Here is a 26,857-nt window from a genome sequence, read left to right as displayed (position 1 = left end):
CCTTCCGATGTTTCAAACAAAGCGCCAGATGCGCCGGCAAAAAAAGGCCCGCTTCCGCGGGCTATACCATATTAACGGTTGTTTATTTCAAGTTCTTTACACGTAATCGGCAAGAGTGAGATCAAAGACGATGGACGAGGCGCGGTAGGACGCTTCGATATTGGTCTGGAGCTGCAGGATTTCCGCTGCCAAAAGCTCATCATTTACGCCCACGATTTCACCGATCGTCGTTTCGTAGCTTGATTTGACCTGCGTATGCCGGTCATCGGTGTACTGCACCGTTCTATAGGCGATCGAAATTTCCGTGCTGATATCAACGATTCCCGACTGATCGGCCGAGCTCGGCTCCAGAACCGCGCGCAGTCTTTCCGTCAGACCGTTGTAGAAGCGCTGGAGCTGGGCTTGTTCCGCCGCATTTGCGTCAATTTGCGCCTGGGTCGGGTTGGTGGGAAGAGCCGGCGCCGAAAAATCGGCCGCCACAAACGCGGCGAGGCCCTTCATCACATCGGCGAAGCCCTGCTCATTCGCGCGCGCGCCATAGCTGACCTCCAGATTGTCGTCGACGCGCGCATTCTTGTCCAAACGGGCATTGGATGTGGCTGTGTTTTCACCGGTGTACCACGCGACCGTGGTCGCCGCTCCGCTGACCTGGGCCGTCGCCGTGTCGAAAGGAGGACCGTCCACCCGCAGGGTGTCATTTCCACCAAACGTATCGAAGAACTCATCCGCCGCCCATGTTGTGGCGGCTGCCTTGAGGCTGGTCTTGGCCTGTTCCTCGATCTCTGTCAGGATCGCCGTGCGCAGATTGGCCGCGGTTTCCGCCAAATCCGCGCCGATTGCGAATTCGCCAGTGAGCGGGTTGTTGCCGGTGCTCGCCTTGAACGTCATCGACAGGTTTTCGGTATGGCCGGGTGGCAGCGTGAACTGCAAGGTGATTTCCTCACCGGCTATCGGTTGCCCGGTGAACTGAATGTCGAACGTATCCGGATCGGTCCCGGTGCCCGCCGGTCCGGTCACGGCCACATTCGACAGAGCATTGGTCACGCCGGCGATATCGAAGCCGAAGTCATGCGTTCCATCTTCGGCAATGGTGAACGTGGAGTCGGTCGGCGGCGCCCCGTTGGTCGTCAAGGCGCTGACCGTCAACCGGCCAAGATCATCCGCGCCCAGATTGGCCTGCACGTACTCGTCGACAACGGTCTTCAACCCGGCCCGGCCATCGGCCCCGTCCATGATGGCGGCGACACCGGCAACCGGATTAGAGAAGGCGTCGGTCCCGCCGTATAGATAATAACCCGCGACTTCCGTGTTCAAAAGACTGACAGCTTCGTAGAGAAGCACTTCTGCGGTCGCCTGGGTTTGGGTCTGGCCGTCGCTTTGAAGCTCGAAGTCGTTTTGATCAAGCGCAGATTTGGAATCGATCCGCAAGGCTTCCAGACGCTCAAGCGTCGTGTTCAGCGAATTGATGTGCAAATTGGTCCGGATGATCGTTTCCTGATAGGCATCTATCCGGCTGACCTTCTGGGTCAGTTCCAGCGAAAGCAGCCTGTTGTCGCCAAGACCTCCATAGGTTTGCGATTTCATGCCTGTGGCGAGTTGGGCCGTCTTCTCGGACAATGTCCGGTTCAACTTGGTCAGCTGCTGGGTAAGATAGCTTCGGGAGGTGGTGATCGTATCAATGGTCATGATTCACCTCAGGTAACCTGCAGCAAGCGCTCGAAGAGATCATTCACGGCTTGCATCACCCGCGCATTGGCTTTGTAGGAGTTTTGCAAGGCCACCAGAAACCCCATCTCCTCGTCGATATTGACGGAATAGGCTTCTTCATGGCGGATGGCGAGATTTGTGGTCAAGGCGATCTTGGATTCGGCAAAGGTCTTTGCGTCCTGCGCCTGGTCGCCCTGATAAGCCACAGACTGATTGATGTATTGCAGAACGGTCCCCCGATAGGGCGTTCCTGGCGTTCCGATTCCGGCCTCTGGACGGAAGGACACCGCCTCGGTCGTTAGCGAATCCAGAAGATATTGAGCCCTGGCAGGATCGTTTGGAGAGTTCGCCGCAGGGGTCGTTTGATAGGTCACGAGCTGTCCGGAATCCGCTTTCAAGGCGGAGTTCACGGATATGCCCATGCCAAATCCCACGCGCTGCCCGCCGCTTTCCAGCGCGTCGGTGAAGTCCACCTCGCCATTTCGGGTATCGGTGAACACAGCCAGACCGAGCCCCTGATTTGTCGCCGCGGACACCGTCACATCGGCCGACACGCTATTGACACTAACCCCAGCGCCCGTGTTCCCCAGGATCCGCAGATCATCCGGTGCGATATTCGAAACCTGCAGACCTGTCGCCGATGCTATTTGTGAGATTGTGGCGGCATCAATCCCTGATGAAATATCGATCCCGAAGACGGTGTCGTCGGTGCGCGCGGTCGCCGTGTCGGAAAGCGGCAGCAAGGTCGGGTCTTCAACACCAATCAGCGTTACCGTCCGGTTCTGCCCCCCCTCCACATAGGATATCTCGATCGTGTTGCCGGCCCGAAGCGCGGAAATATCCAGATCGAAGCCCGTCTCGAGTCCGACCGTCACAGCATTGCTCTCGATGGTGACATTGGAAAACGCCAACGACATTTCAGCGGCGATTTCGTCCAGTTGCCCTTGCGCCTTGACCAGAACATCGTCACGCATCTCATCGAGCGCGAAGATGGAACCAGACCGCGAGCTCGCGACCAGATCGAAGGTCGCGCCGCCCACAGTCGTGACCATCACGCTGTTTCCGGATTGTCCCGGCTGCAAGGTCGGTGTTTCCGTGAACGACAGCGTCGAGACCTGACCGTCCGTGTACAAAAGCTCAGCGCTGTGTGTGGTGATGTTGATGGTGCCGTTGTCGTTGTTGGAGATGTTGACATCGAGATAGCCGGAGAGCTGTTCGAGGTACCTGTCGCGCTGATCGAGAATATCGGCCGTCGACACATTCGCCTGCTTAGCATCGCGAATATCGGCATCGACATCCTTTATGCTTTGGAGCAGGCCGTTCACGGTCTCCGTCTGAAGGGCCAGAACGGAATCGGCCTGCTGGCGCAGTTCCTGGATTTGCGCATAGGAGGTATTGATTTCGTTGGCGAGCGCTTCAGCCGCCGAAATGACCTGGAGTTGGGCCGCATAGCCGCCTGGATCGTTGACCAGCGCGGACAACGCGGTCGTCAGCTCCGTGGCCAGGGCGGAAACGCTCGACTTGTCATTAATCGTTCCGAAGATATCGTCCAGACGGTCGGTGTAGGTCTGGACCTGTTTGGCGTATTCGGCATCGGCAAGGGATTCGAAGTAGGACGACTGGATCTTGAGATCGACCGCCCGCACGACCTCGTTCGACAACAGCCCCGTGACATTGCCGTTGCCGTCGAAGAAGACCTTCGCCGACACTTCCTTGCGGGTGTACCCGACCGTATCCGCGTTGGCGATGTTCTGGGCGGTGAGATCGAGCTGACGCTGGTTGTATGTCAGCCCGAAAAGCGCCGTATTGAGAGCCGATGTTAGTCCCATATCCGCGCCTTTCCTCTTTGGGTTACGCGGCGCCGGCGGCTGAACCGCCGGCTCCTAACTCACTGTTACCGGACCATGTTCAACGCGCTGTCGAGCATTTCGTCCGCGGACGTCACGATCCGCGTGTTGGCGGAATAGGCCTGCTGGGTGATGATCAGCTTCGAGAACTCCGTCGCGATATCCGCGTTGGAGAGCTCGATGGCATTGGCGATGATCGAACCACCTCCCGTCAGATCCGGCTCCCCGGATGTGGAGGTCGCGGCAAAGGCAGCCCCATCCACCCGCTGAAGGTTCTGCTCGGCCTCAAACGTTGCTAAGGGAATCTCATAGAGAGCGCGGGTCTGGCTGTTGGAGTAGCTGGCATTCACCCGGCCGGACTCATCAACCGCGATACCCAGGAACTCGCCGGCGGCATAGCCGTCGCTATTCACTTCTACGGACGTCGCAGTTCCTTCATTTGTCGCAAATTGGGTAAGAGAGTTTGTCCCGAAGGCAATTGTTGTCCCCGCCCCACCTGGCCCCGCAGTAGAAACACCATTTACTGTAATATTTGCGATAGTGAACGACTCTGTACCAGAGGCTGTGGCACCAGTGGCTGCAGTAAGCGTTTGCACCGCACCACTTGCATCGAATTGGACACTACCGACTCTTTTGTAGGCATCACCGGCTGCATCGCCAGGGCTCGCATAGTAAAGATTCCAAGTATTCACTGCTGGCGCCGGTACTTTAGCCCAACGGAGGGTCACGCTAATCGCAGTGCCATTGTCATTATAAATGGTCGTGGCACCACCCGAAATAGACGAGTTTTCGAATGCCGCCCGATATGTTTCGTCAATATTTGTGGTAGCATCCAGAACCGGAGGACCACCGAATGTTTCAAGAGTATCCGTACCCGCGGCGCCACTTGATGTAACGAAACGGTTTGTCTGTGGCGTTGGCGGCAAATTGGCTTGATAGGTAATTGTCCGCGACTGCTGCGCTGCCAAAGGCTGGCGACTCACCTGAAGCACCTCAGGAACATCGCCCGTCGCATTTCCAGTAGTTGGATCCAGAGGAAAGCCTTTGAGGTAATACCCCGACTGGTTGACCATGTACCCTTCTTCGTCGAGCTCGAAGTCACCGCCGCGGGTGTAGTAATTAGTATCCTGGAACGTTGTCCCTCCATCGACAATGTCGTCGGCGGCCGTCACAACGAAATACCCCTCCCCATTGATCGCCAGGTAGGTTGACACGTCACTTTGCGTAATATCGCCCTGGATCGTGTTCGTCGCACGCGAGGTGGCGAATGTCGTCCCCGACACTTGCGATGCCTGGATAGCACCGCCTCCCGACACGAGATCCGAGAAAGTGGTGTCCAGCCGCTTGAAGCCAACCGTCTGCGAGTTGGCCACATTGCCTGAAATGTTTTCGAGCGCGCGCGATTGAGCGTTCAGCCCCGAGATCGCCGCATTGATAGCCCCGTAAATACCCATACCGGTCCTCTTGGTCTTTCCGGGCAAAAGCCCCGTTCTGCCCTCTACTGGCAAACCGCGTGCCAAATCGAGGAACGTCAAAATTCCTATAAAATTCAGAGGATTGAACACCGTTATCCAACAGGCTCGGAGCAGCCAGACAGGCAGAAACCGACCAATCGGCAAAAACTGCCAGGCAGGCAGGCCACATTTTTCGGGATTGGCACGGCCCACTTACCCAGCTGGCACGCTGGGCCAGCTTGCGCTCCAGTGCGGGCAACCTTACTGTCCGGGCAAGAGATAGAACATGGAATGGCTCATGCGGTTTGAAGGCACGGACAGTTACATTGCGACCGAAGACTTGAGGGTCGCTGTGAATGCGGCGGTCGCGCTGGAGCGCCCGCTATTGGTGAAGGGCGAGCCAGGAACGGGAAAAACGGTTCTGGCGCAACAGGTCGCGCTGGCTCTGGGAGCGCCTTTGATTGAATGGCACGTCAAATCCACGACAAAGGCCCAGCAGGGCCTTTATGAATACGACGCCGTCTCCCGCCTGCGGGACAGTCAATTGGGTGACGAACGCGTCAAGGACATCAACAACTACATCCGAAAGGGCAAATTGTGGGAAGCGTTCTCGTCGCCGGTGAAACCGGTTCTGCTGATCGACGAGATCGACAAGGCGGATATCGAGTTTCCGAACGATCTCCTCTTGGAACTCGACCGGATGGAGTTCCATGTCTACGAAACCGGGGAGACGGTAAAGGCCAATCAGCGCCCGGTCGTCATCATCACCTCGAACAACGAGAAAGACCTGCCGGATGCCTTTCTGCGCCGGTGCTTCTTCCACTTCATCAAATTCCCCGACGCGCAGACCATGACGGAAATCGTCGAGGTTCATTTCCCTGGCCTGAAACCGCGCTTGTTGAGCGAAGCCTTGCGGCTGTTTTTCGAGGTCCGCGATGTCCCGGGTTTGAAGAAGAAGCCGTCGACGTCCGAGCTCATCGACTGGATCAAGCTGCTGGTCAACGAGGATGTCGATGCCGAGACGCTCCGGCAGGGCAGCATGTCCAAACTCATCCCGCCGCTCCATGGAGCCTTGCTGAAAAACGAGCAGGATGTGCACCTGTTCGAGCGCCTCGCCTTCATGGCCCGGCGCGAACGCAGTTAATCCAATCGAGGGAGAACGCTTCGTGCCGCGCTGGCAGCCACCGCGCCCTTCCGGGATGGTCGTTTCTGGTCTGATATTGCTCTGTGCTTTGGGCGCGGCTGTATCAGATGCGGGCGCGCAGGGCACGATGCAGCGCACTCAGAATGAAGAACAGGAGGGCTGGGTCGGCGATGTCTTCGGGATGCGGCATTTTTCGGGCATGCGGTGTCCAGACATTGTCGGGCCGTTCTTCCGCACGAAAACCCTTGCGGCCGACTCCGACCGCATGGCCGGCTGCCTCTATACCGGGCGCGATGGCATGCAGGCGGTGGTCCGGCAACATCTGGCCGGAACAGGGCGGCAGGCGGCTTCGGCCTTTCTGGACAATTATCGCGCCGCCGGATTCGAACTCGTTTCCATGAGTGGTGTTGCCGAGCGCGGGATTTCCTTCAAGACCCAGGATTGGGGCGGAAGGACGCAGATTGAAACCCTTTGGCACTTTGCCGGACGCGAAGCGGATTTCAGTCTTTGGATCGCCTATAGTCTGCCGGCTCAGGAAGCAGAAGTCGGTCCGGCTGTCGCCGCGTTTGAGGAAATGCTGGCCCAGCAGAACTGAAATCCCAAACACCCGGTTCACCGGGGAGGCACACCATCATCTTCGGCTCTTTCACTTCGCACGCAGGCCACAATGAAAAGACTGATCCTTTACCGGCATGCCAAATCCGACTGGGGCGATCCCGCCCTGGCGGACAAGGACCGGCCTTTGAACGAGCGGGGCAGACAAGCCGCGCCGGTTATGGCGGCCTATCTGCGTGAGCAGAACCTCAATCCGGACCGCATCCTGTGTTCCACTTCCTTGCGCACACGCGAGACGCTCGCTCCCCTTCTGCTCCATCTGACCCGAGAAGTGGAGATCCATCTTCTGGATGCCCTTTATGACGATCATGGTCTGGATTATCTGCCGATTCTGCGCCGCCACGCGGCCCCCGCCGACGTCGTGATGATCATCGGACATAACCCGGCGATGGACGCGACCGCCTACAGTCTCGTTCAAACCCGCGAAGGGCCGGTCTGGCAGGATATGTCAGCCAAGTTTCCGACAGGCGCAATCGCCGTTCTGGATTTCGCCATCGCGGACTGGCGGGATCTGACGGTTGAATCCGGCCAGCTCGTTTCGTTCGCCAAGCCGAGAGACCTCATGCCCTGACACTGATACTGCCTGCTTGACTTACGGATCAGTTGGCAATTGCACCCTGGCGCCGGAGCCCCTACATCACGCACCGGAGGTTGCCTTGCCCACGTTTCAATCCCTTGCCGACGAAGCACGTCTGACATTCGCCAATCTGTCCGGCTCTGTCACGGATCTCGCCGTTCCGTCCGTCAGGCTCGGTGTGACGGGCTTGGCCCGGGCCGGGAAGACTGTGTTCATCACGGCGCTGGTCCACAATCTGATTCATGGCGGGCGCTTGCCCGTGTTCCAGGCCGCTGCCGGCGGTCGGCTGACCGGCGCGCGGCTCCAACCGCAACCCGATGATGCCGTTCCCCGCTTCGACTACGAGGCCCATGTCGCAGCGCTTGTGAATGACCGGATCTGGCCGGATTCCACCCGGCAAGTGTCCGAACTTCGCCTGACACTGGAATTCGAAAGCGCGCAGTTCCTCGCCCGCCGGCTGGGCCGTGGAAAAATCCACCTGGACCTGATCGACTATCCCGGCGAATGGCTGCTGGATCTGCCGCTCTTGTCGAAGACTTATGCGGAGTTTAGCGCAAGCGCGCTGCGACGGGCGCGAGCCCCCAATCGAAAGGCGTTGGCGGACCGCTATCTGTCGTTGCTGGAGGGAACCGAACCGTCCGGTCCGGAAAGCGAGCAGGACGCCCAAAACCTGTCGGCCGCCTTCAAGTCCTATCTCGCTGCCTGCCGGTCGGACGCCCATGCCCTGTCCATGCTGCCGCCAGGCCGCTTCTTGATGCCGGGCGATCTCGACGGGTCCCCCGCCCTCACTTTCGCGCCGCTGGATATCCCGGCGGATGCCCCTCCGTCCCGGACGGGCACTCTCCGCGCGATGATGGAGCGCCGCTTCGAGGCCTATAAAACCCACGTGATCCGTCCGTTCTTCCGGGATCATTTCGCCCGGCTCGATCGCCAGATCGTTCTTGTGGACGTACTGCATGCGCTCAATGCCGGTCCGGATGCGATGTCGGATCTCGAAGAAGCCCTCGGTGAAGTTCTGACGGCGTTCCGGCCGGGGCGTCAAAACTGGCTGTCTTCTATCCTGACACGGCGCATCGACAAGATCCTGTTCGCGGCCACGAAGGCCGATCATCTTCACCGGGACGACCATGACCGGCTCGAGGCGATCCTGGAGCGCCTCGTGGCCCGCGGGATCGAGCATGCGCGCTTCAAGGGCGCCGATGTCAGCGTGCTCGCGATGGCCGCGGTCCGTGCCACAAGGGAGGCCAGTGTCCGCCATAAGGGGGAGGAACTGCCCGCCATCTTGGGCACTCCGCTGCCGGGCGAGGCCATCAACGGCGAAAACTATGACGGCAACTGCGAGATCGCGGTGTTTCCCGGAGACCTGCCGCACGATCCGGACACTCTGTTCTCGCCTGCGGGCGAGTTGGGCATCCAGGACCACGGCTCCGGTTCGGCGGCGGACCCAGCGCTTCGATTCCTGCGCTTCCGTCCGCCAAAGCTCGACAGAACGGCGGAAGGCCTGACTTTGTCGCTGCCTCACATCCGGCTCGACCGGGCTCTTGAATTCCTGATTGGAGACCGATTGGCGTGACCGGCAAGCCCTCCTCCCCCGCTTCGGACAAACAGGCCCGCAAGCCCGCCGCCTTCCGGCTGGACGACAGCAACGTTCGGCTTTCCGCCGAGGCGGAGACAACGCCTCTGGCCAACGAAGTGCTGGTGACCGAGCAGGATACGCCGGATCGGGACATCCCTTCGCCGGCTCGTCACACGGTCAAGCGGCGCCGGATTTCAATGGGCCGATTGCTGGCCATCGCAGCCGGCGGGCTCGTCAGCCTGTCATTCGGTTTGGCGATCGAAAGCCTGATCCGGGACCTTTTCGCCCGCACAGACTGGCTCGGCTGGCTGGGAGTCGGCTTGACCGGCCTTCTCGTCGCCGCGCTTGTCGGCCTGGTCCTCAGGGAAGGGCTGGCTCTGATGCGCCTTGGCAAGATCGACAGTCTGCGCGACCGGCTCGGCGAAGCCGCCCAGACCGACGATACCAAGACCGCGCGCGACGGGCTTGAAGAGCTGATCGCGCTCTACAAGGACCGTCCTGAAACCGCGCAAGGCCGCCGGGCCCTTTCCGGACACATGCGCGAAGTGATTGATGGCCGTGATCTGATCGTTCTGGCGGAGCGTGATTTGCTGGCCTCCCTGGACCGCCAAGCCCGAAAGATCGTTCTGACCAGCGCGAAACGGGTGTCCCTGGTGACAGCGGTGAGCCCCCGTGCGCTGATCGATCTTCTGGTCGTTCTGCTCGAAAACCTCAGGATCATCCGCCAATTGTCCCTGCTTTATGGCGGCAGGCCCGGCGCACTTGGGTTCTTGCGGCTGACCAAACACGTTGTGGCGCATCTTGCCATTACCGGAGGCATGGCGGCCGGCGACAGCCTGACCCACGATGTGCTTGGGCACAGCCTTGCGAGCCGTCTGTCGGCCCGGCTCGGCGAAGGCGTGATAAACGGACTGCTCACGGCACGCATCGGGATCGCCGCGATTGCTGTCTGCCGTCCGGTGCCATTTGTCGACACATCTGGCCCCCGGGTGAAGGACTTCATGAGCGAAGTCATGAAATCTGCGGATGTTGAAGCCCCGGACCGCGACAAAGCCTAGCGCATCGGGCGTTTTGTTTGAAACGCCCAAAGATGCGCGGCCTCTCAGGAAGCGATCCGCTTTGGGCGTGAAATCGGTTCCGATTAAATGCCCGCTAATCTAGCGGTTACACCAAAGGCCCGGTCAACCGGGCGGCAAAGAGCACGTTCAACCAGCAAATCAAAGACAACGCATGCCCCAGCCGGGACAGATTGGGCCACCGGACGGTGAGCCTGAGGCTGCCAAGCCAGAACGACAGTGCGGCCGCACCTGCCGCCGCGAAGATCAGTCCCAGTTTTACGCGGACGGCATAGGTGTGCAGATAGGTTTCCGGCGTAACCGCGTGCCGCCACATTTCCGATCCCGCCGCGAGCCCGAGCCCAACCATCATGACAAGCGCCAGCGGCAACATGCGGAAGGCCGCGCGCCCGGTCGACCGCCACCGGGCCATATTTAAGGTGACGAAGACCGGCGGGACCGCAAGCAGGAACAATCCGATCAGATACCCGGCCAGCAGCATCTCCGCGCCCGGTCCCGTATCCGGCAAAAAACCGGACCATAGGCCGCCGAGATCCAACTGGGCGATCCGGTCCGCCAGCGCCTGGTAAAGGTCTTCAATCAACGCCGGCATCTCCCTCGTGCTCCGGGGTCTTCAAACCCTGCCACGGCTCCAGGGGTAGGCACAAAAGTGTGCCTCTAAACGAGGCTGCCCGAAAGCCCTTTCCAGACGGTTGACAAGACACCGGCTTTTCCAGCACCGCCGGCCGCGGCCTCTCGACACGGACCCGGCAGATCGCTACCTTTCCGCCATGTTCATAACATTCTTCACCGCGCTCAAAGACGCCGGCCTTCCGGTCTCCTTGCGGGAGTACCTGGCGCTCATGGAAGCCTTGGAAAAGGACCTCGCCGGGCGGCGGGTCGAAGACTTCTACTATCTGTCCCGCGTCACGCTGGTGAAGGACGAAAGCAATCTGGACAAATTCGACCGGGTGTTCGGCCATGTGTTCAAGGGGCTCGATCTTCTCAGCGATGCGCCTGCGGCGGAGATCCCGGAAGAGTGGTTGCGTAAACTGGCCGAAAAACACCTGACCGAGGAAGAGAAGGCCCAGATCGAGGCTCTCGGGGGGTTCGAAAAACTGATGGAGACGTTGAAAGAGCGTCTCAAGGAACAGGAAAAACGGCACCAGGGCGGGAACAAGTGGATCGGAACCGCTGGCACATCGCCTTTCGGCGCCTACGGGTACAACCCGGAAGGGGTACGTATCGGCCAGAAGGAAAGCCGGCACCGGCGGGCGGTCAAGGTCTGGGACAAACGCGAGTTCAAGGACCTCGATGACACGCAGCTGCTGGGAACGCGCAACATCCAGGTTGCCCTCAAAAGGCTGCGCCATTTCGCCCGAACGGGAGCCGCGGACGAGCTTGATCTCGACAACACGATCCGCGCCACCGCTCACAAGGGGCTGCTGGACATCAAGATGCGGCCGGAACGGCACAACGCGGTGAAGGTGCTGTTGTTTTTCGACATCGGCGGATCCATGGATGATCACATCCGTGTCTGCGAGGAGCTGTTTTCAGCCGCCCGAACGGAATTCAAGGTGATGGAACACTTCTACTTCCACAACTGCCTATATGAGACCGTGTGGAAAGAGAACCGGCGGCGGCATTCACAGCGCCTGGATACCTTTGACGTGCTCCACAAATACCCGGCCGACTACAAGATCATTTTCGTCGGCGACGCCTCCATGAGCCCCTACGAGATCGCCTATGCGGGGGGCTCGGTCGAACACTGGAACGACGAACCTGGCAGCACCTGGCTGCAACGCATCACCCTGCAATATGACAATGTCGTTTGGCTGAACCCGGTGCGCGAGGAACACTGGGGCTATACCCATTCCATCCAGATGATCCGGGAACTGATGTCGGGCCGCATGTTCCCGATGACGGTGGAAGGACTGACGGCGGCCATGAAGCAGCTTGTTCGCTCGTGAGACGAGCGAACAAGCGCTTGCTGGCGAAGACAAGAGACTTCGCTTAGGTCTCGCGCAAGACCATCACGGAACAGGGCGCGTGCCGGACGACATGAGCACCGTGGGAGCCGACGAAATAGGTCGACAGGCCCGGCTTATGCGAGGCCATCACGATAAGATCTGCGCCATTTTGCTTGGCGGCATCGAGGACTTCATTGTCCACCGGCCCAACCCGCACTTCGGTCGACACATCCCCGGCCGGAAGATCAAGACTCTCGGCCAGTCGGTTGAGCATTCCCCGGGTTTCCGTGATTTCCTTGTCCTGAAACCCTTCCGGCAGCTGGCTCGCGACGAAGCGCTGAACTTCCGCGCATATCGCAACCAGATGCAGCTTTCCCGCATAGTCCCTGGCCAACTGGGCCGCCTTGGACAAGGCCTCCTGCGAAAACGCGGGCTCGGCGGGGTCAATCGGAACCATGATTTTCGAAAACATCTGAAACTCCCCAAAGAAATGGTCTCTGGTGAAAGGCTTGCCAATTGCGGACCCGCCTCACCATGAGCCAGATCAAACAGACGGCCGATCGGTGAAATACCGCCCCGGCGTGATCCCGAAAGACTTCTTGAATGTGGCCACAAAGGCGCTCGGCCCTTCATAGCCCAGCTTAAAGGCGACTTCGGACACCGAGCGGCCGCTCGCCAGAAGTTCCAGCGCCCGAAACAGCTTCACCTGGGTTGTCCAGGTCCGATAGCTCATTCCCGTTTCCGCCTTGATCCGCCGTTCGAACGATCGCGTCGACAATGCGCAGCGGCTGGCGGCTTCGGCCAGCGAAGGCATGTCAGCAGGACAGGACACGATCGCATCGCAAATGGACCGGAGTTTCTTCTCCCTCGGCATGGGGAGTTGAAGAGGGGCGGCGGGCAACTGCTTCAACTGATCCAGAATGACCCCGGCGATCCGGGCCGCGGGACCATCTTGGGTCTGTGAGCGCGCATAGGTCATGAACTCGAGGATCAACTCGCGCAATAGGGCTGTCACCTGAACGACCACGGGACGGTCGGGAAGAAAGGGCGCGGCCAATCGATCAATATACAAAAACCGGATTTCGGTATCGGACAGATACCGCCCATGGTGCTGAACTCCGGCAGGAATCCAAAGGGCCCTTTCCGGTGGCACGAAAAAGGTTCCGAATTCCGTTTCCACCGCGGCCGTGCCGGCAATCACATGAAACAACTGGCCGCACAGGTGGGCGTGGATCTTGTTGAAAGTGCCTTTCTGCTGGCGCTTGGCGAAGCCAACCACATCTCCCGGCAACATGTCGGGCGGAGGATGAAACAGATCAGGATGAACACCCATGGCAGCGCTCCGGTTTGGCGAGTTGGCGATATAACATGACAAAACAACGCTAACACGCAAGGATCAGACGGCGGTATTGGTCGCTCATACCGTCACGAACGCGAACGGACCGCCATGACCTACTTCACGCAAAGCATTGACCCGACCAAGGCGACCGGCTGGCGGTCTCCCGCAGTGCTCCTGATGATCATGGCCGGCGCGATGCAGCTTTCCTTCGCGGCCTGGTGGAACCTGATGAACAATTTCGCCGTTCAGGAGCTAAGTTTCACAGGCCAGGAAATCGGCATTCAGCAGTCTATTCGGGAAATTCCCGGTTTTTTGAGTTTTCTGGCGATCTATTTGCTGCTGCTGATGCGCGAGCAGACCCTGGCCTATCTCTCGCTGCTTCTTTTGGGGATCGGTGTTGCGGTGACAGGCTATTTCCCCACGGCCCTCGGCTTCTATGTCACGACGCTGATCATGTCGATCGGCTTCCACTATTACGAAACGATGGCGCAATCCCTTTCCCTTCAGTGGCTGCCGAAACAAACGGCGGCTGCCAGCATGGGCAAGATCATCGCGGTCGGGGCGTTTGCCCAGCTCATCGCCTACGGGTTGATCTTCATCGCCTGGAAGATGTTCGACCTGACGTTCACGACCGTGTTCGCCATCGCCGGCGGCATGACGCTGATTGTGCTGGCCTTCCTGATCATGACCTATCCGCGCTTCAGCGAAGGCGTGGTTCAGCACAAGAAGCTGATCTTGAGAAAGCGCTATTGGCTCTACTATGCGCTCACGTTCATGGCAGGTGCCCGGCGCCAGATATTCACGGTTTTCGCCGGATTTCTGATGGTCGAAAAATTCGGGTATGACGTCCACGAAGTGGCCGCGCTGTTCTTCATAAACGGCGCGTTCAACATGCTTCTTGCGCCGAAGATCGGCAGTCTCATCGTCCGGTTCGGCGAACGCAAGGCGCTGATCGTCGAGTATATCGGATTGATCGGTGTCTTCGTCTGCTACGCGTTCGTGGACAACGCCACGCTGGCGGCGGCACTATATGTCATCGACCATGCGTTCTTCGCGATCGCCATCGCGATCAAGACCTATTTCCAGAAGATCTCGGATCCGGCCGATATCGCGCCGACCGCAGGTGTGGCCTTCACCATCAACCACATTGCAGCCGTCTTCATCCCGGTGATTTTCGGAGCGGTCTGGCTGGTGTCTCCGGCGGCCGTGTTTCTGGCGGGTGCGGCCATGGCCGGGGTCAGCCTGATTCTGTCGTCCTTGATCCCTAGCGATCCTGCCGAGGGCAAAGAAGTGGATCTCTGGTTCCGCCGCCCGGCCGCCCAGGCCGCCGAGTGAGTTTGACCGGAGCCCGCATACGCAAATTGCGTGCCGATCCCCGAGAGAGGCCGGCGCCCAAACCGGACGCCGGTCCCAAGACCGCGATGTCATTCCTTAGCGGCGGGCCGGATTAGGCCTGACGTTCCGGCACGTGGACCACGAGGCCATCCAGTTCCGCCGTGACCTTGATCTGGCAGGACAGGCGCGATGTCGGTTTCACGTCATAGGCGAAATCCAGCATGTCCTCTTCCATCGCCTCCGGCTGGCCGGTTTTCGCTGCCCAGGCGTCGTCGACATAAACATGGCATGTCGCGCAAGCGCAGGCGCCACCACATTCGGCCTCGATGCCGGGAACCATGTTCTTGATGGCGTTTTCCATGACGGTCGACCCTTCGGCCGCCTCCACTTCCGTGCGACCACCATCGTGGGTTTGATAAATGATTTTTGGCATGATCCGCGTCCGACCAGAGCTAGAGACAAAAAGGCAGGTTCCCGCCCGACATAAAGGCTCAGCCGGAAAGGTCAAGAACCCTGCCGGGTCTGGCTGTAGTTCCAGAGCGCAAACCGGCATGGAAACGGGTGGGCCCGGGAGATGTATGCGCGATCAGTGGGAACCGGCTTTCCCGGGAAGGGGGTCGGGCCCAAGGCAGTCTAGGAAACAAGACTGTCGATATAGACTGTTGCCTCATCAACGGCCTGCGCCAAAGCGGCCAGCGGAGGCTCTTCTCCCCGGTTCAAGGCATCCTCGATCGACTGACAGGCGCTGGCCACACCGGCCGCCCCCAGGGCCCGCGCCGACCCTTTCAGAGTATGGGCGAGATCCTTCCGCGCGCCCGGATCGCTTTCGCGGGACAGCCTGGCGAGCATGTCCCTCGACTGGGTGCGGAACATCTGGAGGATTTGCAGTTCGAGGTCCCTGTTGCCCATGGTGCTCGTCGCCAATTGCACGAGATCAACGGGCGGAGCGGCCTGCTTAGCGGCAACGGAAACAGCACGTTTTGCCTGGGCCATGGTAATTGTCCTTGTCAACGAGGCCGCACATCTGCCGGCACCCCGGAAAGTCACTCAAGAACACCATCCTTGCGCGGGAGTCGCGAACACGAGGTTAAGGCCGCTATTGAAACCGCGGCAGGACGCGGCAATGCGCCGATGTCCCCAAAAACTTTCAAAAATGGTTAACAGAAGATAACCATTAAAATTCTCGCTTTTCGAGAAAGCTGTTTCCGAACCGTGGTTTGCAGTCACACCCGAGCCCGGCGGCACGCCAGCCGCCGTTAACGATCTTTGTTTTTTTCACTTGAACGGCGGGCGGCCGCCCGCGGTTTGACAGGTTTGCATCCGGTCCAACCAGGCTCAATAGGGTTGGAAAACCAAGGCTCTGTCGATGCCCTTACGATTGGGGCGAGCGCATCCCGGGCCAAAAGCGCCCGTCCGTTCGTGGCAAAATGCGGTCGCTGGTGACGGTTGAAATCACCCGCCATCCGTCCGCTTTTCACTCGAAAGCAGACCGCTTGCCCGGCCTTTTGCAGCCCCTTGGCAGCCTTCCACGAGCGCGCCGATGGTGCCCGCGTGGTCTTAAATCACCGCCCGAACCGTCCCCTCTAGGGTCCCGGCATGGCTTGCGTTTCTTGTTCATTAGGAGAGAGTGTGCCATTAGGTTAATCGATGCGGCATGGTGGGGGCGACTGCGTGACAACGGGTTACGGGTCAGTCGGCGGCGGCAGCCCGCCACACTTGAACGGTATTCCGGGCGAACAGGACAAGGGCAGCAAATATCCTGGTTCGAAACGGCACTGAATTCAGGCGCATCCGGTCTAGGCTCCGATATTGGAGTGGGCTGGCGTGTAATGAGTATGGATGTGAGGCGATCCAAAAATGGCAAAATCCCCGAAGGTGAAAGATCCAGCGGAAGCAGCACTTTCTGCGGTCGAGGAAGCGCTGAAGCTTGACTTCGGCGGCCCCGACAGCATCAGCCCAACGGCCGCCGCGGCCGGCACGCAAGCGGCTGTAGCCAGCCCGGACATTTCCGCCTCCCCCGACACACCGGGTCAGGACGAGGGACGCCCAAGCCGGAAACGGGGCCGCGGCGGACGCCCGCCTGCGGCAAATGACGACCGGCGGAACATCGGGGCCTTGATCTACGCGCTCCAGCGCCGGCCTTCAGCCGCACCCTTCTGGGGTGCGCTGGTCTTGAGCGTTCTGTGGGCCGGCCTCGGCGCCAGCATGACCATGACCTGGTTCGGCGACCGCGTCACGACGGTCATGGAAACCGGGGCTTTGCCCCAGTCGCCCGAACTGATTCTGGCCGGGATCGGCATTATCGTCCCGATCATTTTCTTCTGGGTCATGGCCATGATGATCTGGCGCGCGCAGGAAATGCGCATTGTCGCCCGTGGCATGACCGAAGTGGCGTTGCGCCTTGCCGAACCGGAGGACATGGCGAAGGAATCCATCCTCAGCGTGGGCCAGGCGATCCGCCGGGAGGTCGCGGCCATGGGCGACGGGATCGAACGGGCCATCGCGCGCGCGAGCGAACTTGAGGTTCTGGTCCACAACGAGGTGTCGTCTCTGGAACGCTCCTACAACGACAACGAACTCAAGATCCGGGCCCTGATCGAGGAACTGGTCAGCCAGCGGGAAGCGATCATCAACAATGCGGACCGGGTTCGGGAGACGATCTCGGGCGCCCACGAACGGTTTGCTGCCGAACTGACAGAAACTTCAGCTCAGATCGGCAATTCCGTCGATTCCGCCACAGAACGCATGGTCGATGCCGTCAGTGCCCGCGTGAGCGAACTGACATCGACCGTTGATGAACGCATCGACGTCCTCGCGAATTCGCTGACAGCCTCCGGCAACGAGTTGGTCGACGCCCTGACAAGCAGGGCCGACGACTATGTCGGCCGCTTGACGAGCACCGGCAACGATTTGGTCGACAATCTGGCCAAGACCGGCACGCAGATGTGGGAAACCCTGTCCAGCCGCGGCACCGAGGTCAACGAGCGCTTCGCCGAAACGGCGGACCGGTTCGTCGAAACCCTCACGACACGGGGCAACAGCATCAACGAGACGCTCACCAGCAGCACCGGTCAGGTGGTGGACACCCTCAACCAGAAGACCGAGGAATTCCGCCTGGCGCTCGAGCAAACCGGCAGCTCCGTCGGCGAGACCATCACGCTGCGCGGCGAAGAGATCAACGCCAACCTGTCGCTGACATCGGGACGCCTGATCGACACGATCACAACCCGCACCGAGGACTTGGTGGCCACCGTCGAGACCCGCGTGACCAATCTGGACGCCTCCTTGGCGGCCACCGGAGACCGGGTGGTGGACAGCATTTCCGAACGCGGCCAGGAGGTGACGAACACCATTTCCGTCAAGGGCGCGGAAATTGTCGAAACACTCTCCGATCGCACGACCGAAGTGGCAGAAATCCTGCGCGGAACCGGGGAATCGATCGTGGTCGATCTCTCGCTGCGCGGCGGAGAAATCGCCTCCAAGCTGGACGAAACCGCCGGCACGCTGACTGAAACGATTACGGTTCGCGGCGGAGAACTGGCCGAGAAATTCGACACGATTTCGGAACGTATCTATTCCGCCATCACGGTGAACGGCGCCGAACTGGACGATCGTCTGGCCACACGCGGCCAGGAAATGGCGGCGATGCTCGAACAGCAGAACGTCACATTCCGCGAAACACTCGAAGGTGTGTCGACCACCCTCACCGAAAACCTGGATGCGCACACCACCCAGTTCACGAACACGCTGGCGGAGACGGGGACCCAGTTGGCCGCGCTCATCGGCAGCCGCGGTGAACGTCTGGCTGGCGAGATCAATACGGCGGGCGACCGCATCAGCGAAACTCTCGACGTTCGTGGCAAGGCGCTGGAAGACGGTCTGTCGCTCCGGTTGAGCGAACTGGACGAAATCGTCACCGGCAAGGGCGGCAATCTGCTTCAGGCCTTCGACACCAAGACACTTCTGTTGGCGGAGTCGCTGGACAGCCGCTTGACCACACTGGACACGAGCTTTGCCGCGCGCATTGAATCCATGGATGCCTCTTTGGGCCACCGCACCGAACTGCTCAATGCCACGCTAAGCGATCGGATCTCGGATCTGGACGGCGCTCTGGGTATTCATATCGGGTCGCTGGATGCCAAACTGGGCGAGCAACTCAATGTGATCGACACCACGCTGACCGCGCGCACGGAAGCCATGGATCTCACCATGAGCGAGCGCATCGCCACGATGGATTCCTCACTCGGCAGCCACATCACCACCCTGGACCTCACGCTCGATCAACGCACCGCCAACTTCGAGGCGGCTCTTGAAAGCCGGACGCAGATCCTGTCCGACGCGATCGAGCAGCGCACCATCGGGATTTCCGACGCGCTCGAGGAAAAGACCCGCAACATCACCGATATCCTTGCAGACCGTTCGGATGCGATCACCGTTCAGCTAGGCCAGCGGGTCGAGGCTGCCGGCAACACGCTCGCCGAACGGGCCGAGGAGATCGGCAAGAACCTGTCCGACCGGGTGGACATTGCCGCCGGGGCAATGGCGGAAAAGGCCGATCATCTGGCCGCGACCATGACCAGCGGCACAGACCGGATCGACGAAACCCTTGATGCGCGCGCCCGCCAGATCAGCGAAACGCTGATCACCCGGACCCGTGAAATCGCCAAGGCATTTGTCGACGGTCAGGACGAGATGACCTCTGCCCTCGACAACCGCCTCGCGGAAGCCGGCAGCGTGCTGGCCAAGCAAAGCGAGGAACTGACCGAGTCCTTGTCCGAACGGATCGCCGAGATCAACGTCTCCCTCGGCGCGAAGGTCTTTGAGGTGGCGGAAACGCTCGACACCCGCGCCAGCCAGCTTGAAACCGTTCTGAACGAACGTCTGGAAAGCATTTCCGGCAAGCTGACGAGCGAGAGCGAGAAGGCCCGCGACACGCTGACAAGCGTGATCGGCGAGGCCGGAACCACCTTGTCCACTGAAAGCACGCGCATGCGCGACATGGTGCTTGGAGCGGTTGCCGAAGCCGTCGATAAACTCAGCGCGGAGAGCGTCAGGTCCGTTGACATGGTCTCTGGCGCCCTGGGTGAAGCCAGCGACAAGCTGTCGGGCGAAAGCGAACGTATGCGCCAGATCGTGCTGGGAACGGTGGGCGAGGCCCGCGGCGCACTGACCAGCGAGAGCCAGAAGGCGGCCCTGGCCGTCACGACGGCAATGACGGATGCCACCGGCAGCATGTCCAGCGAAAGCCAGCGGATCCGCGAGCTGGTGCTGTCCGCGATCACCGATGCCGCCCGCACCATGGCAGCCGAAAGCGAAAAGGCCCGGGCCCTTTATGTCGGCACACTGGCCGAGTTTTCGGGGTCGCTCACCGGGGAAAGCGCCAAGGTCCGGGACGACCTGTCCCGCACCATTGCCGAGATCGCCGGAAGCCTGGCCGCGGAAAGCGAACAGGCCCGCGCCACGCTTGGCAAGACGCTTCAGGAAATTCGCGGTCAGATGTCCGGTGAGGCCGACATCGTTCAGGCACGTGTCAACAACGCGGTGAAGGAAGCCGCCGAGACGCTGGCAGGCCGTGGCAAGGCGGTTGCCGATGAGCTTTTGGAGCGGGCGAACAGCCTGAACGAAGCCTTTGGGGCCCGTTCGGGGGAATTGGCCCGGATCGTGGGCACAGACGGCAACGCGCTGATCAAGGCCATCGAGGAGCGCGCCAGCGACCTGACCACCCGTGTCGGCGATGTCCACGCCGCCATTCTCGACGCGATCAGCGTCAAGGGCCGCGAAGTTTCGGAGCAATTCGCGCAGAACGGCCTGGAGGCAACCCGTTCGCTGGTGGAAGCCGGCGACCGGATCTCCGCGACGCTCAACGAACGCAGCGAGCGGGCCGCGTCGGTCATGGACAGCGCCAGCGCCCGTCTGGTGGCCAGCCTGGAGGACCGCAGCGAGCGGGCCGCGACGCTTCTGGTCGACACAAAGCAGCGGCTGGAGGCAGACATCAGCGCGATCCTCGACAAGCTCGAGACCTCGAACGCCAATCTGCAGGAGATCGTGACCGCTGCGGGCACCAACCTGGCCGAAGTGGAGGTCAATCTCGGCCGCCGCGCCGGCGAGTTCCGGAGCGCCGTCGACCGGGCCGTGACCGACACGACCCAGACAACCACGGCGATCAGCGAACAGGTCGACGCACTGCGGACGGTAACCGAAACAACATTGAGCGATGTGCGCGACCTGACGCACCGCTTCCAGGACAACGCGGTCGAACTGTCCAATGCCGCCCGGCATCTGGAAGAGACCAACAGAAGCGTCGAGGGCCGTGTCGCCGAGCGCAAGACGGCCATCGAACAGGTCGCCGAGACCCTGCTGGCCAAGACCGAAGCCGTCGATACGCTGATGCGGTCCTTCACGACGACCTTGTCCGAAACGCTGGAAACAGCCGACGACAAGGCACGCGAAGCGGCGAGCATGCTCAGCGCCGCTGCGGAAGCCGCGACAAAGCAGGTGACCGAGCAGTTCGAGAGCATGCGTCTGACCGCCGGCATGGAAGGTCAGAAGGCCCGCGAAGCGATCCGATCGGCGCAGGACGATATCATGTCCGAAATGACCCGCACGGTCAGCGAAGCCTCGGAGCGGTTCAACGATGCGGCCACCCGCATGCGCGATGTTGCCAGAGACGTCCACAGGGAGTTGGAAGCGACCCGGAACGAGCTCAAGCAGGGGGTCTTGAACCTGCCGGAGGAAGCCGAAGAAACCAGTTCGGCCCTGCGCAAGGTTGTCAACGAACAGATCCGCGCCCTGACCGAACTTTCGGATATCGTTGCCAAGCAGTCCAACGCTCTGGATATCTCCCGGCCCCAGGAACGCGCCGCCGTGGCTTCGGCGCCCGCTCCTGTCGCCGCAAGCTTGGCTGCCCCGGCGGACTATGCCCCTACGGCACCGCAGAGCGCTCCACGTCCGGCTCCGACCGGGGCGCGTCCGCAAGCCGCGCCGCGTCCGGCCGAACCGCTGCGCCGTCAGGCACCTTCCGCCGACCAGCAGCCGGGCAGTTCCGGCAAGGGGTGGGTCTCCGACCTCCTGCGCCGCGCGTCCCGCGACGACGACCGGACCGGAAACCAGGATGCCAGCCCGCTTCAGTCCATGGACAGCCTGAATTCCATGTCCGTCGATATCGCCCGCGCCATTGACCATGAAACCTTCGTGGATCTTTGGGAGCGTTACCGCCGCGGAGAGCGTCATGTGTTCACCCGCCGCCTCTACACGCTACAGGGGCAGCAGACCTTTGACGACATTCGTCAAAAATATGCCCGCGATCCGGAGTTCCGGTCGGCGGTCGAACGCTACGTTGCAGATTTCGAGCAACTCTTGTCCCAGGTTTCCCGCAACGACCGGGACAACATGCTGGGTCAGACCTACCTGACGTCGGATACCGGCAAGGTCTACACCATGCTGGCCCATGCGAGCGGTCGTCTGGACTGACGATCCGGGGCACATGACACAATGATTGAAGGGCGCCGGAAGGCGTCCTTTTTTCTTGGTGCTTTTCAAAAGTCACTGTCGGCTTGGGAAAACCACCCGGCACCACCGTTGCCCCCTGCCAGGCCGCCTTGACCGGATACCGATGAGCGCCGATGGTGGGTCGAGTGCAATCGCAACCTCTTTTCGCGTTTTCAGATCATGATCCATCCCGCCCCTTCCCCCTTGCGCGGCCTGGGAATCGCCCTTGTCGGCTTTGCCCTCTACGCAACCCATGACGCGATGATCAAGGCGCTGGGGGAGAGCTATTCGGTCTTCCAGATCATCTTCTTCGCAATGCTGTTTGCCTTCGTTCCCATGGCTACCATCATGCTGTTCGATCGGGCCGAGGCGAACCTGTTGCCGCGCCATCCGCGGCTCGTCCTGGCCCGGGCCGGTTTGAGCATCATCGCCATGGCCAGCGCGTTTTATGCCTTTACCGCCCTGCCGCTTGCCGAAGTCTATGCTCTGCTGTTCTCCGCCCCCTTGCTGATCACGGCCTTTTCCGTTCCCTTTCTCGGGGAAGTGGTGCGGGGGCAAAGATGGGCGGCGGTAATCTTCGGTCTTTGCGGCGTTTTGATCGTTCTGAGGCCAGGGCTCACGGAAATCACATTGGGCCATCTGGCGGCCCTGACCGCAGCCTGCGCCAGTGCGCTTGCCTCAATCGTCGTTCGGAAGATCGGTGGCCAGGAACGGTCCGCCGTGCTGATCCTCTATCCGCTGCTGGTTGCCATGGGCGCCATGGCGTTTACCCTTCCCGTGGTTTACAAGCCCGTCGCGCTGGCCGATCTGGCCGTCATGGCAGCCGTCGGTTTCCTGTCCGTGGCGGCGCAATACTGCATGATTTTCGGATACCGATCCGCTCCCGCCGCGGTGATCGCGCCCGCACAATACAGCCAGATCCTTTGGGCCACCCTTTTTGGGGCGGTCTTCTTCGCCGAACAGCCCGATATCTTCGTGGCCATCGGCTCCGCCGTTATCATAGCCTCGGGCGTTTTCGTCGTCTGGCGGGAAAGCCGCCTCAATGTGTCGGCCCGCAATCCTGTACTCAAGACCACCGCCCCCCGGTTCGATGCCGGCCCCCAGCCGCTTGCTCCAGCGGGAGGCGACGGTCCGGACATGGGCCATCCGCGCCGGCCCCAGGAAGCGGATCCTTCCGCTTGAAAAGGCCTCCGGACCCGGGTCAATCCTTCAGGTTGTCCCGCACCTTCCGCATGACACTCAAAAACATGCGGAACTCCTCTTCGGATATGCCGGTGAGCATTTTCTGTTCAACGGCGAGCACCTTGGGAACGATGTCCCGATAAGCCGCCCGTCCGGCCGCCGACAGGAACAACAGGGAGCTGCGGCCGTCTTGCGCATGATCGGCTTTCTCCAGGAGCCCCCGGTCGTGCATCTTCTTCACCGAACGGCTGACGGACACCTTGTCCATACTGGACCGCTCGACAATTTCGGTCGCCGGCATCCGCCCGTGTTCCCCCAGGATCGCCATGGTGCGCCATTCTGACGGGGTCAAACCATGATCCTGGGTATAGATGGACGCAAGCGCGCTGGTCACGTCGGAATAAAAGACCCGCACCAGATACGGGAAAAACGACTGAAGGTTGAACAGCTGATCCGCTTGCCCCTGATCGATCGGCGTTCCCTCCGCGATTTCGTCCGAAAGCGGCCGGGATCCTGGAGGAAGTGTATCTGCTGTCATGGGCCGTACGATCCGGTTTACGGTTGACTTAGTTTCATTTGAAACTAAAGTGCTGTCACGCGGGCTGCAAGAGCCTGGATGGCCCAGCCCCGCGCAAAGCATCACGGATCGAGGGAGGATTCGCAACCATGTTGTCCAAGACCCGCCTGAGCGGACTTGCAAGCCTTGTCGCTTTCACCGCAGCATCACTGACCGCTGGCGCAGCTTCTGCGACCGAACTTGTTCTGTCGTCATGGCTGCCCCCCAAACACGCAATCGTGACAAATGTGATGGAGCCCTGGGCCGAGCAGGTCGCCGAGGCGACCGATGGCCGTGTCACGGTTCGCATCCTGCCCAAGCCGCTCGGACCGCCGCCCGCCCACTACGATCTGGCCGCCGATGGCATCGCCGACATCACATACGGTCTGCACTCTTTCACCAAGGACGACCGGTTCCTGCGTTCGCGCATCGGCCAATTCTCCTTCATCGGCGATACGGCCACCGAAGCCTCCAAGGCCTACTGGGAAGTCTATGGCGGCACGCTGGACGCGCAGGCCGAGCATCAAGGCACCAAGCTTTTGGGTCTGTTCGTTCACGGTCCTGGCCTGTTCAACAACAATCTGCGCAAGATTGAGACCCCGGAGGATTTCGCCGGTCTGAAAATCCGGACCCCGGGCGGCTATATCGCAGACCTCGCGCAAGAACTCGGCGTCACAACGCAGTTCATGGGACCGGGGGAAGTCTATGAAAAACTCTCTCGCGGCGTCATCGACGGGGTGACCTTTCCGGTGGAAGCGCTCAAGGCCTTCAATTTGACCGACCACCTGAAGTACTCAATGGAAATCCCGGGCGGTATCTACAACACTTCCTGGTTCCTCGTGATGAACGAAGGGGTTTGGGACGGCCTGTCCGATGCGGACAAGGCGGCGATCGAGAAGGTTTCGGGGGCGGCCTTCGCCGAAATGGCGGGCAAGGCTTGGGACGCATCGGACGAAGCCGGCGCTGCCTTCATCGCCGAGACGGACATCGAAGTGTATCAGGCTCCGGCCGCCGTGACCGAGGCGATCAAGGCGATCGCAGCGAAAAAGGAAGCTGAATGGGCCGAGGCCGTCGCCCAAAGCGGTTTCGACGGCGCCGCGGCACTGGCTGAAATGCGCGCGAAGACTGGCGTTGCCTACTAAATGGCGTCCACCTCACCAAAACGTCCGAGCCGGATCGGTCTGATCTGGCTCGGACTGAGCAAAGTGCTGGGTCTGGCCTGCCTCGTGGTGTTGTTTGCATTGATCGGAATGATCTGCGTGGACGTGGTGGCCCGGTACCTGTTCAACAGCCCCCTGTCCGGGGCTTATGAACTGACAGAACTCCTGCTCGCGACCCTGATCTTCATGGCGCTGCCCTTGACCACTCAGGCCCGCGAGCACATCGAGGTCGAATTGCTGGACGGGATCGCAAACCGGGGTTTCCGGCTTTTGACCCTTTTCGCCTCGGTCGGTGTGACCAGCATCGTCTTTGCCGTGATCGCCTATCAGATTTGGCATCACGCGCTCCGGCTTCAACGCTTCGGTCAAGTAACCGACTCGCTGGAAATCCCGCTCTACCTGATCGGGTTCCTCGGCGCAGCTTCCTGTCTCTTGAGCGCGGTCGTGATCTATCTGCCCCGCCATATCCCAAACGCTTTGGACCGCTCCCGTGATTGAAGCCCTTCTCGGTTTTGCCGCCCTCTTCGCGCTGGTGCTCGTCAGGGTTCCCGTCGCCATTGCCATGATCCTCGTTGGAACCGTCGGGTTCGCTGTGCTGCGCAATTGGAGCGCGGCGTTAAACCTGCTCGGCGGAACGGCATTCGACACCGGCCTGTCCTTCACCCTGTCCGTGATCCCCATGTTCATCTTCATGGGAAACCTCCTCACGATCTCAGGTGTCAGCCAATCCCTGTTCTCGGCTGCCAATGCCGCGCTTTACCGGTTGCGCGGCGGCCTTGCCATGGCGACTGTCGTTGCCTGTGGGGGCTTCAGCGCTGTTTGCGGCTCCTCTTTGGCAACTGCGGCCACCATGTCCAAGGTGGCGATGCCCTCCATGCGAAAGGCCGGATACGCCGACAGTCTGGCCACCGGATCCATCGCAGCCGGCGGAACGTTGGGCATCCTCATCCCGCCCAGTGTGATCCTGATCATCTACGGACTGATCACCGAGGCCGATATCGGCAAGCTTTTCATCGCCGGTATCATCCCCGGCCTGATCGGCGTGCTGTTCTACATGGGGGCCGTCTTCGTCGCCGTCCGCCTGAAGCCGGAGCTGGCGCCGGAGGGCAATGAGATCCCAACGCTCAGCCGCAGGGACTTTTGGGGCGTTCTGGCGGTCTTCGGGCTATTCCTGGTCATTATGGTCGGGATCTATGGCGGGTTTTTCACCCCGACGGAGGCGGCGGGCATCGGCGCCGGGACGGCATTTCTGATCGCCCTGTTTTCGGGCGGCCTGACCTGGGGCCGTCTCTTCTCCGCCGCGGTGAATTGCGCCCGCACGACCGCGATGATCTTCGCGATCATCATCGGCGCGGAGGTGTTCTCGAATTTCGTGAGCTTCGCCGGCCTGCCCGACGCGATCCTCGAGTGGGTAACGTCGCTGGAGTTGAGCCCCTACATGGTGATGCTCATGCTTGTGTTGATCTACATTCTGCTCGGGGCGGTTCTGGAAAGCCTGTCCATGATCCTGCTAACAGTCCCGATCTTCTTTCCGTTAGTCACATCTCTGGATTTTGGCACGGGGATCCTGTCCGACCCGGAAATGGTCGTGATCTGGTTCGGGATCATCGTGGTGGTGGTGACCGAAATCAGCCTAATTTCACCGCCCATCGGCCTGAATGTCTTCGTTCTGCGCTCCGTTCTTCCGGATGTGCCCTTGAAGACGATGTTTCTCGGCATCTTCCCCTTCTGGGCAGCCGATATCCTCCGGCTGGGGATCTTGATCGCGGTCCCGGGCCTATCGCTGATGCTCTTGTGAAGGACGCCGTGAAAAGAAAGGCCGGGGAAACCCGGCCTGCAGCGTCTTCAATCC

General features: G+C 60.7%; 21 protein-coding genes. 12 read left to right on the top strand and 9 right to left on the bottom strand.

The features are described 5' to 3' along the window. Positions 1 to 96: 96 nt before the first annotated feature. From F0184_RS03375 to F0184_RS03365, 3 genes are all read right to left on the bottom strand, one after another. Positions 97 to 1,686 carry a flagellar protein gene (locus tag F0184_RS03375; RefSeq protein WP_150494434.1) on the bottom strand — a complete coding sequence of 530 codons (1,590 nt, stop codon included), beginning with the start codon at positions 1,684 to 1,686 and terminating at the stop codon, positions 97 to 99. An 8-nt stretch (positions 1,687 to 1,694) separates the two neighbouring features. Continuing rightward, a complete protein-coding gene (flgK, locus tag F0184_RS03370; RefSeq protein ID WP_150494431.1) occupies positions 1,695 to 3,536 on the bottom strand; it encodes a flagellar hook-associated protein FlgK in 1,842 nt (613 codons plus the stop codon). A 65-nt stretch (positions 3,537 to 3,601) separates the two neighbouring features. Then, entirely contained in the window at positions 3,602 to 5,119 is a 1,518-nt protein-coding gene (locus tag F0184_RS03365; RefSeq protein ID WP_208998286.1) for a flagellar hook protein FlgE, read from the bottom strand. A gap of 187 nt (positions 5,120 to 5,306) precedes the next feature. Between F0184_RS03365 and F0184_RS03360 the strand changes: the two genes are divergently transcribed. From F0184_RS03360 to F0184_RS03340, 5 genes are all read left to right on the top strand, one after another. After that, on the top strand, positions 5,307 to 6,152 hold the full coding sequence (locus tag F0184_RS03360; RefSeq protein ID WP_150494655.1) for an AAA family ATPase: 846 nt from the start codon (positions 5,307 to 5,309) through the stop codon (positions 6,150 to 6,152). Positions 6,153 to 6,279: 127 nt separating this feature from the next. Continuing rightward, positions 6,280 to 6,747, top strand: a complete 468-nt coding sequence (locus tag F0184_RS03355; RefSeq protein WP_150494429.1) for a hypothetical protein — start codon at positions 6,280 to 6,282, stop codon at positions 6,745 to 6,747. A 72-nt stretch (positions 6,748 to 6,819) separates the two neighbouring features. After that, on the top strand, positions 6,820 to 7,338 hold the full coding sequence (locus F0184_RS03350; RefSeq protein WP_150494427.1) for a SixA phosphatase family protein: 519 nt from the start codon (positions 6,820 to 6,822) through the stop codon (positions 7,336 to 7,338). An 85-nt stretch (positions 7,339 to 7,423) separates the two neighbouring features. Further along, positions 7,424 to 8,917: a YcjX family GTP-binding protein gene (locus F0184_RS03345; RefSeq protein WP_150494425.1), complete on the top strand. Its 1,494-nt coding sequence runs from the start codon at positions 7,424 to 7,426 to the stop codon at positions 8,915 to 8,917. Next, positions 8,914 to 9,978 (top strand): YcjF family protein, encoded by a 1,065-nt coding sequence (locus F0184_RS03340; protein ID WP_150494423.1) that lies wholly within the window; start codon positions 8,914 to 8,916, stop codon positions 9,976 to 9,978. Before F0184_RS03345 ends, F0184_RS03340 begins: the two co-directional genes overlap by 4 nt. A 106-nt stretch (positions 9,979 to 10,084) precedes the next feature. Here the strand turns inward: F0184_RS03340 and F0184_RS03335 are convergent, their stop codons facing one another. Continuing rightward, entirely contained in the window at positions 10,085 to 10,588 is a 504-nt protein-coding gene (locus tag F0184_RS03335) for a hypothetical protein (protein WP_150494421.1), read from the bottom strand. A gap of 178 nt (positions 10,589 to 10,766) precedes the next feature. Here F0184_RS03335 and F0184_RS03330 point away from each other — a divergent pair, with 178 nt between their 5' ends. Further along, positions 10,767 to 11,945, top strand: coding sequence for a vWA domain-containing protein (locus F0184_RS03330; protein ID WP_150494418.1), 1,179 nt, complete (start codon positions 10,767 to 10,769; stop codon positions 11,943 to 11,945). A 43-nt stretch (positions 11,946 to 11,988) separates the two neighbouring features. Here F0184_RS03330 and F0184_RS03325 read toward each other — a convergent pair whose 3' ends face one another. After that, entirely contained in the window at positions 11,989 to 12,417 is a 429-nt protein-coding gene (locus F0184_RS03325) for a universal stress protein (RefSeq protein ID WP_150494416.1), read from the bottom strand. A gap of 72 nt (positions 12,418 to 12,489) precedes the next feature. Beyond that, positions 12,490 to 13,278 (bottom strand): AraC family transcriptional regulator, encoded by a 789-nt coding sequence (locus F0184_RS03320; protein WP_150494414.1) that lies wholly within the window; start codon positions 13,276 to 13,278, stop codon positions 12,490 to 12,492. A 114-nt stretch (positions 13,279 to 13,392) separates the two neighbouring features. Between F0184_RS03320 and F0184_RS03315 the strand changes: the two genes are divergently transcribed. After that, positions 13,393 to 14,619, top strand: a complete 1,227-nt coding sequence (locus F0184_RS03315; protein WP_150494412.1) for an MFS transporter — start codon at positions 13,393 to 13,395, stop codon at positions 14,617 to 14,619. A 112-nt stretch (positions 14,620 to 14,731) separates the two neighbouring features. Here F0184_RS03315 and F0184_RS03310 read toward each other — a convergent pair whose 3' ends face one another. Then, positions 14,732 to 15,052: a 2Fe-2S iron-sulfur cluster-binding protein gene (locus F0184_RS03310; protein WP_150494410.1), complete on the bottom strand. Its 321-nt coding sequence runs from the start codon at positions 15,050 to 15,052 to the stop codon at positions 14,732 to 14,734. 200 nt (positions 15,053 to 15,252) lie between these two features. Beyond that, positions 15,253 to 15,612, bottom strand: coding sequence for an Hpt domain-containing protein (locus F0184_RS03305; RefSeq protein ID WP_150494408.1), 360 nt, complete (start codon positions 15,610 to 15,612; stop codon positions 15,253 to 15,255). 864 nt (positions 15,613 to 16,476) lie between these two features. Between F0184_RS03305 and F0184_RS03300 the strand changes: the two genes are divergently transcribed. Both F0184_RS03300 and F0184_RS03295 read left to right on the top strand, forming a co-directional pair. Continuing rightward, positions 16,477 to 22,089, top strand: a complete 5,613-nt coding sequence (locus F0184_RS03300) for an apolipoprotein A-IV repeat region-like domain-containing protein (RefSeq protein WP_150494405.1) — start codon at positions 16,477 to 16,479, stop codon at positions 22,087 to 22,089. A gap of 198 nt (positions 22,090 to 22,287) precedes the next feature. Beyond that, positions 22,288 to 23,289 (top strand): DMT family transporter, encoded by a 1,002-nt coding sequence (locus F0184_RS03295; RefSeq protein ID WP_150494403.1) that lies wholly within the window; start codon positions 22,288 to 22,290, stop codon positions 23,287 to 23,289. Positions 23,290 to 23,308: 19 nt separating this feature from the next. Here F0184_RS03295 and F0184_RS03290 read toward each other — a convergent pair whose 3' ends face one another. Further along, positions 23,309 to 23,827 (bottom strand): MarR family winged helix-turn-helix transcriptional regulator, encoded by a 519-nt coding sequence (locus tag F0184_RS03290; RefSeq protein ID WP_150494401.1) that lies wholly within the window; start codon positions 23,825 to 23,827, stop codon positions 23,309 to 23,311. 128 nt (positions 23,828 to 23,955) lie between these two features. On the opposite strand from F0184_RS03290, the gene F0184_RS03285 reads away from it, so the two are divergent. Genes F0184_RS03285 through F0184_RS03275 form a run of 3 tightly spaced genes read left to right on the top strand, consistent with a single transcriptional unit; the run spans position 23,956 to position 26,803 of the window. Next, positions 23,956 to 24,987 carry a TRAP transporter substrate-binding protein gene (locus F0184_RS03285; RefSeq protein ID WP_150494399.1) on the top strand — a complete coding sequence of 344 codons (1,032 nt, stop codon included), beginning with the start codon at positions 23,956 to 23,958 and terminating at the stop codon, positions 24,985 to 24,987. Beyond that, positions 24,988 to 25,503: a TRAP transporter small permease gene (locus F0184_RS03280; RefSeq protein ID WP_150494397.1), complete on the top strand. Its 516-nt coding sequence runs from the start codon at positions 24,988 to 24,990 to the stop codon at positions 25,501 to 25,503. Then, a complete protein-coding gene (locus F0184_RS03275) occupies positions 25,496 to 26,803 on the top strand; it encodes a TRAP transporter large permease (RefSeq protein ID WP_150494395.1) in 1,308 nt (435 codons plus the stop codon). Before F0184_RS03280 ends, F0184_RS03275 begins: the two co-directional genes overlap by 8 nt. Positions 26,804 to 26,857 lie beyond the last annotated feature (54 nt).

Source organism: Roseibium aquae, from assembly GCF_008711285.1.
Lineage (GTDB): Bacteria > Pseudomonadota > Alphaproteobacteria > Rhizobiales > Stappiaceae > Roseibium > Roseibium aquae.
This window is presented reverse-complemented; position numbering and strand designations above follow the sequence as displayed.